The organism is Paenibacillus spiritus (genome assembly GCF_008710135.1).
Taxonomy (GTDB): domain Bacteria; phylum Bacillota; class Bacilli; order Paenibacillales; family Paenibacillaceae; genus Paenibacillus_AQ; species Paenibacillus_AQ glufosinatiresistens.
This window is the reverse complement of sequence record NZ_VYKK01000021.1, coordinates 105,897-122,256: the sequence shown is the minus strand read 5'-3', so window position 1 is coordinate 122,256 and position 16,360 is coordinate 105,897. Positions and strand designations below refer to the sequence as shown.

18 protein-coding genes and 1 other annotated feature are annotated in these 16,360 nt (G+C 56.7%); all 18 genes read right to left on the bottom strand.

Annotated features, from left to right (window positions below; translation table 11 throughout):
* Positions 1-337: 337 nt before the first annotated feature.
* The 18 genes from F4V43_RS14945 to mreC all read right to left on the bottom strand — a co-directional run bounded on the left by F4V43_RS14945 (position 338) and on the right by mreC (position 16,330).
* Positions 338-1,915, bottom strand: a complete 1,578-nt coding sequence (locus F4V43_RS14945) for a LysM domain-containing protein (RefSeq protein ID WP_150459051.1) — start codon at positions 1,913-1,915, stop codon at positions 338-340.
* A gap of 194 nt (positions 1,916-2,109) precedes the next feature.
* Positions 2,110-2,994, bottom strand: a complete 885-nt coding sequence (gene ilvE, locus F4V43_RS14940; RefSeq protein WP_150459050.1) for a branched-chain-amino-acid transaminase — start codon at positions 2,992-2,994, stop codon at positions 2,110-2,112.
* 4 nt (positions 2,995-2,998) lie between these two features.
* Complete coding sequence (pheA, locus tag F4V43_RS14935) at positions 2,999-3,886, bottom strand: prephenate dehydratase (RefSeq protein WP_150459049.1); 888 nt, start codon at positions 3,884-3,886, stop codon at positions 2,999-3,001.
* Positions 3,883-4,863, bottom strand: coding sequence for a homoserine kinase (gene thrB / locus F4V43_RS14930; protein WP_223879911.1), 981 nt, complete (start codon positions 4,861-4,863; stop codon positions 3,883-3,885). Before thrB ends, pheA begins: the two co-directional genes overlap by 4 nt.
* Before the next feature lie 25 nt (positions 4,864-4,888).
* Entirely contained in the window at positions 4,889-6,175 is a 1,287-nt protein-coding gene (locus F4V43_RS14925) for a homoserine dehydrogenase (protein ID WP_150459047.1), read from the bottom strand.
* 33 nt (positions 6,176-6,208) lie between these two features.
* Complete coding sequence (locus tag F4V43_RS14920) at positions 6,209-6,646, bottom strand: ACT domain-containing protein (RefSeq protein WP_150459046.1); 438 nt, start codon at positions 6,644-6,646, stop codon at positions 6,209-6,211.
* Between the two features lie 151 nt (positions 6,647-6,797).
* Positions 6,798-8,108 (bottom strand): GTPase ObgE, encoded by a 1,311-nt coding sequence (gene obgE / locus F4V43_RS14915; RefSeq protein WP_150459045.1) that lies wholly within the window; start codon positions 8,106-8,108, stop codon positions 6,798-6,800.
* A 15-nt stretch (positions 8,109-8,123) separates the two neighbouring features.
* Positions 8,124-8,864, bottom strand: coding sequence for a Spo0B domain-containing protein (locus F4V43_RS14910; RefSeq protein WP_150459044.1), 741 nt, complete (start codon positions 8,862-8,864; stop codon positions 8,124-8,126).
* Positions 8,865-9,053: 189 nt separating this feature from the next.
* Positions 9,054-9,365 carry a 50S ribosomal protein L27 gene (gene rpmA, locus F4V43_RS14905; RefSeq protein ID WP_150459043.1) on the bottom strand — a complete coding sequence of 104 codons (312 nt, stop codon included), beginning with the start codon at positions 9,363-9,365 and terminating at the stop codon, positions 9,054-9,056.
* 19 nt (positions 9,366-9,384) lie between these two features.
* Positions 9,385-9,720: a ribosomal-processing cysteine protease Prp gene (locus tag F4V43_RS14900; RefSeq protein WP_150459042.1), complete on the bottom strand. Its 336-nt coding sequence runs from the start codon at positions 9,718-9,720 to the stop codon at positions 9,385-9,387.
* Between the two features lie 12 nt (positions 9,721-9,732).
* Positions 9,733-10,044 (bottom strand): 50S ribosomal protein L21, encoded by a 312-nt coding sequence (gene rplU, locus F4V43_RS14895; RefSeq protein WP_150459041.1) that lies wholly within the window; start codon positions 10,042-10,044, stop codon positions 9,733-9,735.
* A 14-nt stretch (positions 10,045-10,058) separates the two neighbouring features.
* Positions 10,059-10,145: a sequence feature (ribosomal protein L21 leader region), on the bottom strand.
* A 74-nt stretch (positions 10,146-10,219) separates the two neighbouring features.
* On the bottom strand, positions 10,220-11,485 hold the full coding sequence (locus F4V43_RS14890) for an Rne/Rng family ribonuclease (protein ID WP_150459040.1): 1,266 nt from the start codon (positions 11,483-11,485) through the stop codon (positions 10,220-10,222).
* A gap of 50 nt (positions 11,486-11,535) precedes the next feature.
* Positions 11,536-12,378 carry a M50 family metallopeptidase gene (locus F4V43_RS14885; RefSeq protein WP_150459039.1) on the bottom strand — a complete coding sequence of 281 codons (843 nt, stop codon included), beginning with the start codon at positions 12,376-12,378 and terminating at the stop codon, positions 11,536-11,538.
* A complete protein-coding gene (locus tag F4V43_RS14880) occupies positions 12,371-13,123 on the bottom strand; it encodes a M23 family metallopeptidase (RefSeq protein ID WP_150459038.1) in 753 nt (250 codons plus the stop codon). The genes F4V43_RS14885 and F4V43_RS14880 overlap by 8 nt, the downstream gene beginning before the upstream one ends.
* 264 nt (positions 13,124-13,387) lie before the next feature.
* On the bottom strand, positions 13,388-14,182 hold the full coding sequence (gene minD / locus F4V43_RS14875; protein ID WP_150459037.1) for a septum site-determining protein MinD: 795 nt from the start codon (positions 14,180-14,182) through the stop codon (positions 13,388-13,390).
* 6 nt (positions 14,183-14,188) lie between these two features.
* On the bottom strand, positions 14,189-14,848 hold the full coding sequence (locus tag F4V43_RS14870; protein ID WP_150459036.1) for a septum site-determining protein MinC: 660 nt from the start codon (positions 14,846-14,848) through the stop codon (positions 14,189-14,191).
* An 82-nt stretch (positions 14,849-14,930) separates the two neighbouring features.
* Positions 14,931-15,461, bottom strand: a complete 531-nt coding sequence (gene mreD / locus F4V43_RS14865) for a rod shape-determining protein MreD (protein WP_150459035.1) — start codon at positions 15,459-15,461, stop codon at positions 14,931-14,933.
* Entirely contained in the window at positions 15,458-16,330 is an 873-nt protein-coding gene (mreC, locus tag F4V43_RS14860) for a rod shape-determining protein MreC (RefSeq protein ID WP_223879910.1), read from the bottom strand. The genes mreD and mreC overlap by 4 nt, the downstream gene beginning before the upstream one ends.
* Positions 16,331-16,360: the final 30 nt, after the last annotated feature.

Genomic DNA, 16,360 nt, shown 5'->3' with positions numbered 1-16,360 from the left:
AAACCGTCTTCATCGCCGATGCTCGTTCGCACCAGCAACTCTTATAATATAACACAGTCTCTTTTATGATGCAAGCTTTAATTTTCAATCTCTATTTAAGAGGTCGTCCATATCTGCTTGTACCGGGTGACTGCTACTTACTATAGCACGTCCCTCAGCGATGCAACAACCCTCATAAATTCCCATTTCGTATATGAATCCATATACCTATAAGACCTTCATTCGAGTTTTACTCCCTTATCTCTACTTACATACTGATATTAGCATCCGGAGTTGTACGAAGTACGTACATTCCCCGGATGCTGAGTTTTTATTATATGGATTATAAGTTTTTTGCTTAACGGGAGATCCACGGATTTTTACGTTTTTTTGCGGTTTCCGGTTCATTCTTGTTTGGAGACTTCTTGCTGCGGGTTTCTGAAGCGGCCTTTTTGGAGCTTTCCTGTCCGGATACCTTGGCTTTGCCTCGTTCCCCCGCTTTACTCTTGGCGGCGGGAGCCGATTCTTCTTTCGCCGGCGTTTCTTCGGATGCGGACGGAATAGGGTCGGCCGTATTCTGCACTTGAGCCAAGGGCTGAATCCGATTCAGATAAGGCCAATCGGTCCCGGGAAACTCCGGAATAGTCGGGAGTACGGGAGAAGCGGCCATCTGAGCGGGATAGGCGCCAGGATTCCAGCCGGGATAAGGATAAGGAGCATATGCCGGAGGAGCATACGCCATGCCCCCGCCGGGAACCGTCTCGGAACCGGAAGGATAGGCTTGCGCTGCCGGCCAGCTCTGTCCTTCTCCGCAGCCGCACGACGGCCATGGCATGGACGGCATTTGCTGACTGTAGACAGGAGCCGTGTAAGCAGGTGTTGACGGAGCATAACCTGGCATTGAAGCCGTATAGGCATCCGGAGGGCAAGAAGGCTGGGCATACATGTGCTCCGGGTAACCGTGCATACCAAAATGAGACGGCGTATAGGCGGAAGAGGGCTGAATGACGGACGGATAGCTTCCCGAGGTGTAGTTCATCATTCCTTCCATCCCGCAAGGGGTATAATCCGATGCCGAGATGCCCGGGTAACAAGAGTCGCCATACGCAGGTGCCGGAGCGGGTAACGTCGTTCCGCACATCATCGCATGCGGCGAGGGACCGCAAGGAGCGGGAGCGCAGCCCACGGACTGATACATCGGGTATACCGGCGGGCAATCATAGAAGTGCGGATTCTCTGTCAGGCCCGGATAGCCGCTAACGCCTCCGCAGCCCGCCGGTTCTGCCGGGCAAGGAGCCGGCGCAGGCATCGGCTGAGGCTGGTATACCACTGCCTCCTGGGCCGGTACAGAGATTTGCACAAAGAGACTTTGCGTCTCGGTGACGATTTCCGGGACAGGGGCGGGAGCCGGAACAACCTGAACCGGCGGGGCAGGCTGAATGACTGGTCCCGTATTGGTTTTACCGGGGGCTTGCTCGATGGGTCCCGTGTAGGTTTTGCCGGGAACTTGCTCGATGGGTCCCGTATACGTCTTGCCGCCAGTCGCTTCCCCACCTACGATTGTTCCCGCTGATTCGGTTCCTGCCGGTTCTGCAGGCGCAACCGCACCCTTCTTCGGGATATAAACGACTTCTCCAACCTTCAGCACATCCGGATTCTTCAGCTGAGGATTCGCTTCAATGACATCTTTGAGCTGGACCCCCCAAGCTTTGGACAGCTTCCAGAGCGTATCTCCCTGCTGAACCGTATGCTTGTAATACATCTCTCCCTGATCCGGCAGCGTCCCTGCCCCCGGAATCTTCACTTTGTCTCCGATGTGAAGCACATCGGGATCGGCGATTTGCGGATTGGCTTTAATCAGATCCTCCAGCGGCAATCCGTATTTTTGCGACAGCTCGAAGAGAGTGTCCCCTTGCTTGACAATGTGTATTTTCACGCAGCATTACCCTCCTATTGCCTGATATGGCGGCCTCGTCTTGATCGCACCGGAGCGCGTTATTCGGCCTCCTTCGCTACTTCATCTTATGCAGGCCATAGGCGAATGACATCCCTGCGCACAAAAAAATCCTGCCTGCGCTCCACGCAAGGAGCACAAGCAGGATCGATGATTTCTTCCCGGTCAAAAGCGGATTAGCTTTCCCACACTTTATAGCCGTCCTGGTCTACGATGCGCCGGAACTCCTCCAGCAGCTTCAGCGTGACCGGACCCGCGTGGCCTTCGCCGATAATCCGTCCGTCGATCTCGCGGCAGGCAATGACTTCGGCAGCTGTGCCGGTAAAGAAGACTTCATCCGCAATGTAAAGGTCATGCAGCGTGAACGGCTCTTCTTTGAGCGGGATCCCCAGCTTCTCGCACAGCTCGATGATGGCAAGCCGGGTAATGCCCTCCAGCGCGCCCAGATAGCAAGGCGGGGTATAGACAACTCCTTTTTTGATGACAAAAATATTGTCGCCCGATCCTTCAGTTACATAACCTTGGGCATTCAGCATGACGGCTTCGTCCGCCTCGGCCAGATTGGACTGGATCTTGACCAGAATATTGTTCAGATAGTTCAGCGATTTAATCTTTGGATTGAGCGCATCCGGAATGTTGCGCCGCTGGGAGACGGAGACGGCACGCAGACCGTTCAGGTAGGCCGCCTCCGGATAGATCGCAAGCTGCTCGACAATGATAATGACGCTGGCCTTCGGACACCGCCGAGGGTCCAGACCCAGATTCCCGGGACCCCGGGAGACGATCAGACGGATATAACCGTTGCGCATATCGTTGCGGCGAATGGTCTCCGCCATGGCTTCCCGCATTTCGTCGTAGGTCAGCGGGATGTCCAGCATGATGGATTTAGCCGAATCATACAGCCGATCCAGATGCTCTTTGCATTTGAAAATGTTGCCGTTATAAATCCGGATTCCTTCAAAAATCCCGTCTCCATACAGGAATCCGTGGTCAAATACCGATACGGTCGCCTTCTCTTTGGTCACATATTGTCCGTCTAGATAAATCCATTGCTCAGCCATGCGCTTACTGCACCTCCGCTTTTTCTTTCTCATAGGTGTATGTGGGATACGAGCCCATAACCCGGACCATGCAGCCCAGCGCCTGAATCTCTTCAATTGCCGCGGGCATCAGGACCGAATCCATCGGTTCGAGCACATCAATGTAAAAATAGTACGACCCCAGTTTCTTCTTCGTCGGACGCGACTCGATGCGCGACAGGTTCAGTCTTCGCCAGGCAAAGGCCGAGAGAACCTGGTGCAGCGCGCCCGGATAATCCTCCGGCAGGGTGACGAGAATGCTTGTCTTGCTGCCGCTGCTTCGGCGGCGAAGCTCAGGCTTAGCCGATCCGACCAGCACAAAACGGGTATAGTTGTTGTCGTGGTCGGTTACCCTTCTCGCAACCATTTCGAGGCCGTGCGTACGGGCGCCGAATTCCGTGGCAATGGCGGCCCAGCCTTTGCCCGGATGCTGCTTGACGATCTCCACCGCTTCCGAGGTGCTTCCGACCGTCTCGATCTCCGCTCCCGGCAGATGCTGGCGGATGAACTGTCCGCACTGGGCCATTGCCACCGGATGAGAGAGCACTTTGACAATTCTGTCATACCTTGCCTGCCCGTCTGTATCCAAAAACTCGCCGGGGTTGCCGATCAAGTTCTGAATAGACGGATAAATCCATTCTGCCTGCATCGGCAGTTCCACCTCGTGAATCAGCCAGTCCAGATGCAGACTGACGGACCCTTCAATGGTATTCTCGATCGGAATGACGCTGTAGTCCGTCTTGCCGCTCGCTGTTGACAGGAATACATCGGAGATCAGCTTGTGATAAACCGGCCTGAACGGCTCCCCGTCCAACAAATGCAGCAGCGCTTCGTGAGAAGTGGTTCCCTCCGGCAGCATAGCTATCGATTTCATCTCTGTTGAACTCCTTTTATCATATCCAAAAATGATTCCTCGCGCATCCCCGGCGCGCTGTCCGGCATTTCCAGCACGCTTGCGCCTTCCTTGGCAGGGAGCAGCCAGCGCGCCGTTGCCGGGATTCCCTGCGCCGACAAGGTCTCCCGCATAAAGGCTTCCAGTTCGCGCTTCTTCGGTTCATCCCTGCGGACGAGGGCGATCAGCGTAGGCCCCGCGCCGCTGAGCGCCGCTCCGAGCGCGCCGCGGCGCGGCGCCTCGTCCAGCAGCTCGGTCAGGCCCGGCACCAGCGCAGCCCGGTAAGGCTGATGCAGCCGGTCCTTCATGGCCGCTCCGACCAGATCCAGCCGGCCCAGCGCAAGCGCCGCCGTCAGCAGCGACGAACGGGCGATGTTGTGAACGGCGTCGCCCATCGGCAGCGCCTCCGGCAGAACGCCGCGCGCCTTCGAGGTGGCCAGTTCGAACTCGGGGATGACGACTAACGCCTCCAGTTCATCCGGAGGCTCAATCCGCATGTAATCGGCATGCTCGCCGTCCCAGGCCGCGGCAATAATACCGCCGAAGAAAGAGGCGCCGACATTGTCCGGATGCTTCTCCAGCGAGGACGCCAGATCGAACAGGCGTTCCGTGGACAGCGGACTGCTAATCAACGCATTCGCCGCCGTCAGCGCGGCGACAATGGCCGACGCGCTGCTGCCCAGCCCGCGGGTCAGAGGAATCTCGGAATACATGGAGATGTCCAGTTCGGGCACCGAAACGCCCGCTTCCTCAAATACCATTTGGGCTACCCGGTAGAGGAGATTGCTTTTGTCGAGGGGAAGTCCCTTCATCTCGTCTCCATACAGGTGGAAGGCGGTCTCTTCCGCCTCCGCCATTTCCATCCACGCGTACAGCGACAGCGCCATGCCGAGCGTATCAAAGCCCGGACCGAGGTTGGCCGTGCTGGCGGGGACCTTGACTCTAACTCTTCTCTTCACCAGTCGCGATCTCCTTCAACCCTATTTATCCTTCTACCCGGTAATGGCTCTTCACCCGGCGAATAACGTCCATTTCTTCAAAACGCCGCAGCACCTTATCCATGCTCGCCTTGCTGGCGTTGTGGGTAACAATGATAATTTCGGCGTCCGGATTGGCCGGATTCGCCTGCTGCAGAACGGAATCGAGACTGACCTCGTATTCTGCGAAGACCTGCGTGATCCGAGCCAGAACCCCCGCCTTGTCGTCCACGTGCAGCAGTAAAAAGTTCTTGTAAAAGACCTGTTCATCGCTCTTCAGCTTCTTCTGCTTGTAGGGAACGATCTGCTTGAGCCCGTTTACTCCAAGCTTCAAATTCTTAATGACGGCTACAAGGTCGGCCACAACGGAGGTCGCCGTCGGCATTTCACCCGCTCCCGCTCCGTAGAACATGGTCTCGCCAACGGCTTCACCGAAGACGTAGACCGCATTGAATACCCCGCTTACCGAGGCGAGCGGATGACTGGCCCGGATCAAGGTCGGCTGTACACTGATGCTGAATTCTTCATTGTGGCATTCGGCAATGCCGAGCAGCTTAATCTCGTAGCCAAGACGCTTGGCGAACTGAATGTCCTGCCGGGTTACGCCGGAAATGCCGCTGACGCTGACATCGGTCAGCTCTACATTCGTCCGGAAGCCCAGCGTGCCGAGAATCGCCATTTTGCGGGCAGCGTCCAGCCCTTCCACATCGGAGGTCGGGTCCGCTTCGGCATAGCCGAGAGCCTGGGCTTCCTGAAGGACGTCGTCATACGACGCGCCTTCCTGGCTCATTTTGGTCAGTATGTAATTGGTCGTCCCGTTGACGATCCCCATAATCTTGACAATCCGGTCCGACGAGAAGCCCTCAATCAGCGTACGGATAATCGGAATCCCGCCGGCTACACTGGCCTCATAGAAGACGTCGCACTGCTTCTCCTGGGCCTTGGCCAGAATCTCTGTGCCGTGCAGGGCCATCAGATCCTTGTTGGCCGTCACGATGTGCTTGCCGCGCTCCAGCGCTTCGAGAATGTAATCCTTCGTGATGCCCACGCCGCCCATGACTTCAACAATCACGTCGACCTCAGGGTCGCGGATGACTTCCCACGGATCGGTGGTCAGCACCTCGCGCGCAATATCGATGGACCGCGTCTTCTCCGAATTCTTCACAGCTACCCGGCTGATCTCGATCGGTGATCCTACCTGACTGCTCAGATCCTCCTGGAAGCCCTGGAGAATCCGCACTACGCCCGTTCCGACCGTTCCCAATCCCAGCAGCCCCACCTTAACCGGCTTCATCTCTATCCGCATCCTCTCTGACCGATTCTCTCTTTATCCCTGGCCTACAATTTGCGTGCGTCTGACGCCCGGCATTTCTTTCAGCCCGTCCAGCAATTCCCCGAGTTCTCCGCTTAAATGGGAAATTTCGATGGAGATGACGACGTTGGCCCTTCCTTGCAGCGGTATGCTCTGGTTGATGGTCAGCACATTGGCCCCATGCCCCGCAACGGCGCTCAGCACCTTGGACAGCATGCCGGATTCGTGATCCAGATCCATCGAGATGGTGACGATCCGCTCCCGTTCCAGCTGGTGAATAAGATGAATACCGTCCTTATACTTATAAAAAGCGCTGCGGCTGAGTCCGACCTGCTCCACGCCCTCATGCACCGTCTTGACGTCGCCGGCTTCCAGCAGCTGCTTGACCTGCATCGTCTTCAGCACAGCATCGGGCAAAATATCTTCCCGGACCAAATAATAGCGTTCTTTCACGAACGTCCTCTCCCTAAAGACTTTTGTATGTACATAGTGGACATTATAAGCCGCCGAGGATGAAATTGCAACCCTCTTGGTAAAATGAAAAACTTTGAATACAGGCACGCAAAAAAAACCGGCGAATCGCTCCGCCGGCCTAGATACCTTCTTAATAGTAGCTGCTGCTCTCTACGAATTCGAACTCGAAGTCGGCAATCCGCACGATGGTGCCTTCTACGGCCCCCCGCTTGCGGAGTTCCTCGTCCACACCCATATGGCGCAGCGTCCGGGCCAGCTTCAGAATCGCATCATGCGAGTTCATCTGCAGCCGTTTGAGCATCCGCTCGATTCGCGGACTGTGCACCACGAACGCTTCGTTGTCGCGGGTAATGGTAAAGTGGTCGTCTTCCGACGCATCCAGCTTGTACACCTTGCGTTCGGCTGCATCTCCTTCAGGCTGAACCTCCGCCACTGCCGGAATGGAATCCAGCAGATCGGCCGCCCGGTAGAGCAGCTCCTGCACGCCCTGCCGGGTCAGCGAAGAGATGGGCATAATCTCAATGTCCGGACGAATGTCGCCGAGCTGACGCCGGAAAGATTCCAGATGCTCCTGCGCTTCCGGCATATCCATCTTGTTGGCGGCAACCACCTGCGGCCGATCCGCCAATCCTGCATTATACTGCTTCAGCTCTTCGTTGATCTTCACCCAGTCCTCGAACGGATCGCGGCCTTCGGAACCCGCCATGTCGATCACATGGATGATGATCCGGGTCCGCTCTACATGGCGCAAAAACTCATGTCCGAGACCGACGCCTTCCGAAGCGCCTTCGATCAGTCCCGGCAGGTCGGCCATAACGAAGCTTCTGCCGTCGCCGACATCGACTACGCCAAGATTTGGAGTGATGGTTGTAAAATGATACGCGCCGATCTTCGGCTTCGCCGCGGACACCACGGACAGCAGCGTCGACTTGCCCACGCTCGGGAACCCGACCAGCCCGACATCCGCCATCACTTTCAGCTCCATCACGATATACCGTTCCTGGCCTTCCTCGCCGTTCTCCGCAAGCTCCGGCGCCGGGTTATTCGGCGTGGCGAACCGGATATTCCCCCGGCCGCCCCGGCCGCCCCGGGCCACTACGATCTGCTGGCCGTGACGCGTCATATCGGCAATCAACTCGCCGGTATCGTCATCGTACAGAACCGTTCCCGGCGGAATCCGAACGACCATATTCTCGGCGCCGGCCCCGTGCTGGCTCTTGTTGCGGCCTTTCTCTCCGCGTTGGGCTTTGAAATGCCGCTGGTAGCGGAAGTCCATCAGCGTCCGCAGTCCTTCGTCGACACGGAAGATGATGTCGCCCCCCTTGCCGCCGTCGCCGCCGGCCGGTCCGCCCTCCGGCACATATTTCTCCCGGCGGAAAGCGACGAGCCCGTCGCCTCCGTCGCCGCCTTTTACATAAATCTTCGCTTTATCTACAAACATTAATCTTCACCTTCCTCACACGCCCATAGGGATGCGCAGTTGAAAATCGGACTCCTGCGGATCCAGCCGCTCGGCCCGAATTCTCTTGTCCCGTATTATGCTGGAAATGCGTCTCTGCATGAGATCGGGATTTCCTTCCGGGTCTTCGCCTTCAAAAACAATGATGAGATCGGGTCCTTCCGAACGGAACGACAGCTCCAGCACCGGAGGCTCCCCATGAATCTCCGGCAAGCCCCGTTCATAAGCCGCAACCGTCTGGGCCACTGCCGAGGCCAGCTCCGCGCTTCCTTCAGGAGACAGCCTGTCCTCCAGAAACAGCCCTTCCTCGACTTCAATATCCAGCAGCAGCCCGCCGCCCGAGGTGCGGTAGGACTGAAGAAAGAAGACCAGCGGCGGGATGCCGAGCTTGGCAATCCGGCTGTCCAGAGCGATGCGCTCCTTTATTCTTTCCACACACTGCACAGATTTATCAGGCTTGCCAAGCTGAATATATCCGTACAGCACCTGCAGATCGTTCATCCAATCATGCCGATGATGATTCAGCGTTCGAATTGCTTGCTCCTGCAAGCAGTGCTCCTGCCGGCGGAGTTCTTCCTGCAGCCTTCCGCGGCACAGAAGAACGGCCGCAGCCATAGCCGCCGCGGCCCAGGCCGCCAGCAGCAGCGAAGTCTCCCATGAAGGCTTCCACAAGGCCAGGCCGGCCGGGATAAGAAGCGACAGCGCCGGCCAGCCGGCCGCTGTTATCCAGGATTTCATGCTCAGTCCACGTCCCCGGTACCAGAACGTCGCTCAAGCATTCTCTTGGGCCGGACGTTCGTCATTTTAACAAAGTATACCATAGGAATACCCGCAAATTCATCCGCTGCCGGCCCGTTCGCCTCGCATATTTCAAAAAAAGCCTCCGGCGCTCATGCCGGAGGCTTCTTAAACCGTAATAACGAAGAATTACACTTCCAGAGCAGCTGCTACCGGAGCAACTTCCACCGGGTAGACGCTCACTTTCTTGCGGTCACGTCCCAGACGCTCGAACTTCACAACGCCGTCAACCTTAGCGAACAGCGTGTCGTCCTTGCCGATGCCGACATTCGTGCCGGGATGAATCTTCGTTCCGCGCTGGCGAACCAGAATGCTGCCGCCGGTAACTGTCTGTCCGTCGGCACGCTTGGCGCCAAGACGCTTGGAATGGCTGTCTCGTCCGTTCTTCGTCGAGCCTACGCCCTTCTTAGAAGCAAACAACTGAAGGTCCAATTTCAACATGAAAAGTCTACCTCCTTCTTCAATTAATAACTTCCTGTATCTGAATATACTTCCCGTATGAATCCGCGATAGTCCGCAGCATTACGATCATGGATTCCAGAAGCAGCTGCACCTTCGCCGACATTTCCGGATTCTCCGTCCGAACGACATTCCCGCTGAGGAAGCCGCCCTTCATCGAGCTCTCCAGAACGACGCCGGTCAAAGCCTCTATCGCATTGACGGTGCCGACCGTAACGGCCGAAACCCCGGCGCAGACGATATCTTCGCCTCTTCTGGCATAATTCGCATGGCCCTCCACCGCAAAAGCGGTGATCGTTCCATGGGAAGAATCCCGCGAGATGATGACGTTAATCATTAACGCACCCGCTTACGCTTGAATCTTCTCGATCGTTACTTTGGTGTACGGTTGACGGTGGCCTTGCTTCTTGTGGTAGTTCTTCTTCGGTTTGTATTTGAATACGACAACCTTCTGACCCTTACCATGCTTCTCCACCTTCGCCGTTACGGTAGCGCCGCTAACGAGCGGAGTTCCCGCTGTCAGGCCGTTCTCGCCGGACACTGCCAGGACACGGTCAAACGTTACGCTTGCGCCGTCTTCTGCGTTCAGCTTCTCGATAAACAGAACATCGCCCTCTTGAACTTTGTACTGCTTGCCGCCAGTTTCGATAATTGCATACATTGTACTTGCACCTCCTCATGTCTCAGACTCGCCTGATGCCAGGTGGCAGAACCGCAAAGGAACTGCGCTTGCATACCTGCTCGGAGCGGTTACAGCATGTGCAAGATTACAATAACCGCACACATACTTGAAGATCATATCACGGACACGTCAAGAAGTCAATTGCTTTCACCGATCAGAGTAGCTCCTGTCCCGGGATGCGCATCGGCGAGCCGTCCGCCCGGCCCGTTCCCCCGCAGCATTCGCAGGGCTTGCCGGACGGAACCAGAGCATCATGGCGGACTTTCTTGCGCGTCATTTCCAGCAGTCCAAGCCGGGTCCAGCCCAGAATATGCGTCTGTGTCCGGTCTCTGCGGGTGACAGCCTCCAGTTTCTCCACCACTTGTCTGCGGTGATCCGGCTTCTGCATATCAATAAAGTCCGCAAGAATGATACCGCCCGTGTCCCGGAGGCGCATCAGCCGTCCGATCTCCTCGGCGGCCAGCAGATTCGTGCGGGTTACGGTATCCTCCAGATCGGAGCCTCCCGTATACTGGGCGGTATTGACGTCAATAACCGTGAGGGCTTCCGTCTCCTCCCAGATCAGCGTCGCGCCTCCGTCAAGCGTGATCTTCCGGCTGAATGCGCGGTGAAGGCTCCCCTCTACTCCGAATGCAGAGAGAATCGGCTCGGTTCCTTCATAGATTCTGATGCGGTTAGACGCATGGGCTGCAATCTCTTCCAGATAAGCCCGGGCTTCGGCAGCCGCCGATGCGGAATCCATGTAAAGCTCGTCCGATTCCGGATCGAACGCATCCCGGATCAGCCGCTGGACCATGCTCAGATCCCGGTGGAGCAGGGAGGGCGCCGGAGCGTTCAGCGCTTGGTTCTCGATATTCTTCCATTGGGCGCGCAGCGCGGCCAAATCGCCGGCTACCGCTTCTTCACTCTCGCCTTCGGATACCGTCCGAAGAATAAGGCCCTCTTCACCGCTTCGCAGCCGTTCTCCCAAAACCTTCAGACGGCTGCGCTCGGATTCCTGCGCGATCCGTTTGGATACCCCGACATAGTCCGCAAAAGGCATATAGACCATCCAACGTCCCGGCAGGGAGTAATGAGTCGTCACCCTTGCCCCCTTGCTGCCATGAGGTTCCTTGCGCACCTGGACGACGAGCGTCTGTCCCGGCTTCAGCAGCGTCTCGATCGAAGGTTTGACCGTTGGCTGCCTGTCCAGATGGGGATGCAGCACGTCGTCTATATATAGAAAAGCGTTCTTCTTCTGTCCGATATCTACAAAAGCGGCCTGCATGCCAGGCAGAACATTGATAACCCTGCCTTTGTAAAAGCTTCCGACCAGGCCCTGCTGCTGATCGCGTTCGGCCGCGTACTCCACAAGCCGTCCGTTCTCCGTCAGCGCCATCCGGGTCATGCCGGGCCGGCATTCGACAATCATTTGCTTCATAAGCTTCACCTCTGCGTTCTACTTGCCGCCGGCTTCGCGCTCCGCTGTTCTCACCGTCCGAAGAACGAGGAGATCAGCCGCTGCTCCGGCACCACGGTAATCACATTGCCCTGCGCATCGAGTACATAGATGAGATGATAATGATTCCGTTTAAATAGACGCAGAATTTCATCCAAAGGTTTCGCAAGCGGCGCTACAATCGGCCTGGCCGCTATCCCCAGCGCCTTGTTCCGTTCGCTCACCGATTCCCTGTACATGAGGAACGTCATGAAGCGATAAGGCAGATTGCGGTGATCGCTCCAGTTGGAATAGAGCAGAAAAGCCGCGATCATCAGCAGATTCAGCCGTATCCCGCCTCCTTCAAGGAGAGGCGCGGATGCATAGAGCATCACTCCGCAGCTTGCGGCCAGGCTGATGCGTCCGGTCCAGAGGAGCGTGCTGTAGTAGGGAGCAAGGAGGCTGAGCAAGGACTGCATCACCTTTCCGCCATCCAGCGGCAGAATCGGCAGCAGATTGAACAGCGCAATCATCAGGTTGGCGCGCACCAGGTAATCCATGAACCCGGCGTCTCCCCAGCCGGCAGTCTTCAGCAGTTCGACGGCGCCGATCATAATAAAATTCTGCAAAGGACCGGCCAGCGCAATTCCAATCTCCTTGCCTGCGGTCAGCCGTCCATGCCCCTCGATCACGGCCACCCCTCCGAACGGGAGAAGCTGCACGGACTTGACATCCGCGCCGGCCGCCGAGGCGGCCCAGACATGGCCCATCTCATGAATCAGCACAATCGCGAACAAGGTCAGCAGTTCCAGGAACTGGCCGGTCAGGACGGAGAAGAGCAGAACAATGACAAACAGCGGGTGAAGAGAGAAAAGAATGCCCCTCAGCCTAATCAAAGGCGATCTCATCCGACGGATCGATATAGGTTGGGCCCTGCTTCAGGGCAAAATAAAGCAGCGGCTTCGCTTCGCCCGGCCGCTCTTCCAGCCATCCGACCGCCTCTCCTTCCTGAAGCCAGTCATCGGCCTTGAGCACTGTCCCGGTCAGATGTCCGTACTCGGCTTCAAGTCCGCCGCTGTGCTGTACCGTAACGCGATACCCGCCCTGCGCTTCGCGCGAGACGGCCAGCACCCGGCCGACGTCTACGCTGGCAACCGGCGTCTTGGCCTCTGTATCCCCGTCCTGCTGCATCTCCGTCGCTTCAATCTCGATGCCCTTCAGCGTAACGGCGAACGGCTGAACGATACGGCCCGCAAGCGGCGGGGCGAGCGTATGGAGGCCCGTTACTTTGCGGACGTTTCCTTCATCCTCGCCAAATATCGGAATAAAGGCGGGAGCCCCGCCGAAATAGCGGGCGTACCAGTCTCTGGCGGCTGTAAAATCCATATCCTGATTCAGCGCCGAGCCTATAAACCGGCGGGCTTCCGTCCCCCAGGACGGCTGCGCGGCATAGAATCCCCAAATCAGCCCGAAGATGACGGCGCTGACTACAGTCCGGCGGATTGTGCCCCGCCACAATCTTCTGAAGCCTGTCCCGCCTGAATCTCGCTTCCAGCTTAGCTGCTGCCTCTTCCATATTTCTTCTGGATCGGGCTCTCTGCCTTCCCCGCGGTAATCCGGCCACTCCAGCTTAATGCCCATATCGAATCCCTCCGGCAGGCTTGTTTACTACTATCCTATGTGGGGGGACAGTCCGGCAGAACGAAGGGAAGGAAGTGGGCCGGAACCAAGCAGACCAAGAGTGGACAGCAAAAAAAACTTCTCCGCAGGGCAGCGGAGAAGGGTTCCGTGATTTCGTGATTTCGTGATTTCGTGATTTCGTAATTTCGTGATTTCGAAATTCCATAGTTCCATAATTTATAATTCATAATTCATAACTCATAATTACCCGGGCACAGCAAACCATCAGCCGAGCCCGAAGAACTTCTTCAGCTTCTTGAAGGCGCCGGGCTTGCGGTCAAGCTGCATCAGCGGAACGGCATCCCCAAGAATGCGGCGGGCGATATTCCGATATGCAATCGCCGCATTCGAGTCGGGATTCATTACCGTCGGTTCGCCGCTGTTCGCCGCCTTGATAACCAGTTCATCGTCGGGAACAATGCCGATCAGGTCGATGTTGAGCACCTGCAGAATATCCTCGATATCCAGCATGTCTCCCGATTTCATGAGACCCGGCCGAATGCGGTTGACGACCAGCCGGGGCGACTCCACATCCGACTGTTCCAGGAGACCGATTACCCGATCGGCATCCCGGACAGCCGCATTCTCGGGAGTGGTGACGACAATGGCCTTGTCGGCTCCGGCGATGGCATTGCGAAACCCGTGCTCGATGCCTGCCGGACAATCAATCAGCACATACTCGTAATCTTTCTTAAGCTCCAGCACAATATCGCGCACCTGCTCCGGACTGACGGAGGTCTTGTCCTTCGTCTGGGCAGCAGGCAGCATATACAGCTCGTCGAAGCGCTTGTCCTTGACGAGCGCCTGGTTCAGGCGGCAGCGTCCCTCGGCAACATCGACAAGATCATAAATAATCCGGTTCTCCAGTCCCATTACGACATCGAGATTGCGCAGCCCGATATCCGTATCCACCAGACATACCTTCTTGCCCTGCAGCGCCAGGGCTGTGCCGATATTGGCCGTCGTGGTCGTCTTGCCGACCCCGCCCTTGCCGGACGTAACTACGATCGCTTCTCCCATGGAGGTCTACACTCCTTTGAACACATTTAGCTCGGGACGCTTCCTGACGATATGATGAATCTTATCGATCTGCATCACACCTTCTGCCAGGGAAGCGAATTCCATGCTGCTCTCTCGGGTCTCCCACTCGTCGGGGGGACGGCTGATAATATCGGCGATGCGCAACTGGGTCGGCGCCATCAGCGAAGCGGCGATAATCGCATTCTCGTTGCCCTCCGTACCGGCATGGGCCATGCCCCGGAGGGCGCCCAGAATCAGGATATCGCCTGTACAAAAGATCGATCCGCCAGGATTGACGTCTCCCAGGAAGAGCAGATCGCCGCGGTGCGTCAGCACCTGGCCGGACCGCAGAATCCCGCTCATGACCGCCATCGCCGGCAGTTCTTCCACCGGCTTCGTCTCTACGCATTCCACGGAGCGGATGAGAAGATTGCCGGGCCGGCGCAGAATGTCCAGCACAGACTCCTTCTCCTCGTCGGTTACCGTTCTCTCTCCCATCCGAACATCGACATGAACGATCGGACCGGTCAAAATATGCTGATGACTATGCTCCAGCTTGTACCGAAGCTCGTCGAGCAGTTCCTCAAAGGGACACTTGTCGTCTAACAGGAAGACCAGGCCGTCCTTGATGCCCTTGATCCTGATATGCTTGGATTTAACTGTCATACGCCCCTCCTTCCTTACATCCACTCATTCGTCTCCGCAACGCAAAGTTCCTGCTTGGCGGCAAAAATCGCCAGTGTCCCCATCAGACATTCTCTTCTTTGCGGACGTATCTTCCAAGCTTCTCCAATTCTTTGCGGACGGGGATGTAGAGAAGAAGACCAACGGCGAAATGAAACAGCATGGTCGGCAGAATATGATGCAGCAGCGCCCAATCGTACGGCTGGCTGTTGAGCTTGAACACTCTGTATATGCCGAACAGCAGACTGTCTTTCAGCCAGGTACCCAAGAGAACAATCGTCATCATGACAGGCAAGGGCGCCCGCGGCATCTGAAAGATAAGGCCGATCAGATAAGCGGATACCCCTACAGCGAGCGAATGGGCGCCGAGCATCCGCCCGTAAAACACCAGATCATGCAGCATGCCGAAGGCAAGACCGAGAATAAGCGCGGTATGCCTGTGATGATAGACGGTTACGAACAGCAGGACGACGAATACCAGATCGGCTGCAATCCGGGGTTCCCAGACATCCGGAATCAACCAGGGAAGGAGAGTTCCTTCCAGGATGAACAGCAGAAACAGAAGCAGGATACAGACCGATTTGCGACCGCTCACTCCTGACCCTCCTCGGGCGTGAAGACGACAAGCAGCTGCTTCCAGTCCTCGTACTTTGCGGCAGGGTTAATGATCGCGGTGCGGGTAAGACCGTAATCGCTGGTTTTGACACTCTCAACAGTACCGATAATGAGTCCGCGCGGATACACGCCGCCGATGCCGGAAGAAATGATCTGGTCGCCCTTGGCGATCGGGTCGTTCGCATTGATCCGGGTCATGATGAGGCGGTTCGAAGCCTGGTCATACCGCTCCACCATCCCGAACGTCTTGTCCACCTTGCCTTCGGCCGTCGCTGCGATCGGAGGCTGGGAATTGGGATCGCTGCTGTCCATCATCGTCACCAGCTTGACGGTGGACGTGAACTTGCTGACCTGGCTGACGATGCCTACCAGACCCTTCTCGGAAATGACCGACATATTCGGCTTGACGCCGTCCCGCGAACCAAGATCAATGACAAGCGTGCTGTTGCCCGGCTCGGTCGTGATGCTCACCACTTGGGCGTAGTGGTATTCGTAGTCGTATTTATTACGCTGCGCCTGTGTAAGATTCCACAGCGACTCATACCGTTTATTGTCAGCCTCAATCAGATTGTAGTTGGCCTTGTCCCGCGCATACTGGGCCACCACAATCTTGAGTCTCTCATTCTCCTCCGCCATGTCTTTCAGATTCCCAACGTCTTCAAAGAAGCCCGCTATAGCTCCAGCGGGCTTGTAGAACAGACTTTGCACAAAGCCGGTCGTATCGCGGACGAAATTCTCAGGCCAGGACAGCGACTTGCGGGTGCCGAGCGAGAAGCCCATCACCACGATGAACAGGACCAACGTCATCAGCATAATGAACAATCGTTTATTGCCGAGCAGCTTGAACACTTCAACACCCTCTAAGACTGGATTTCATTC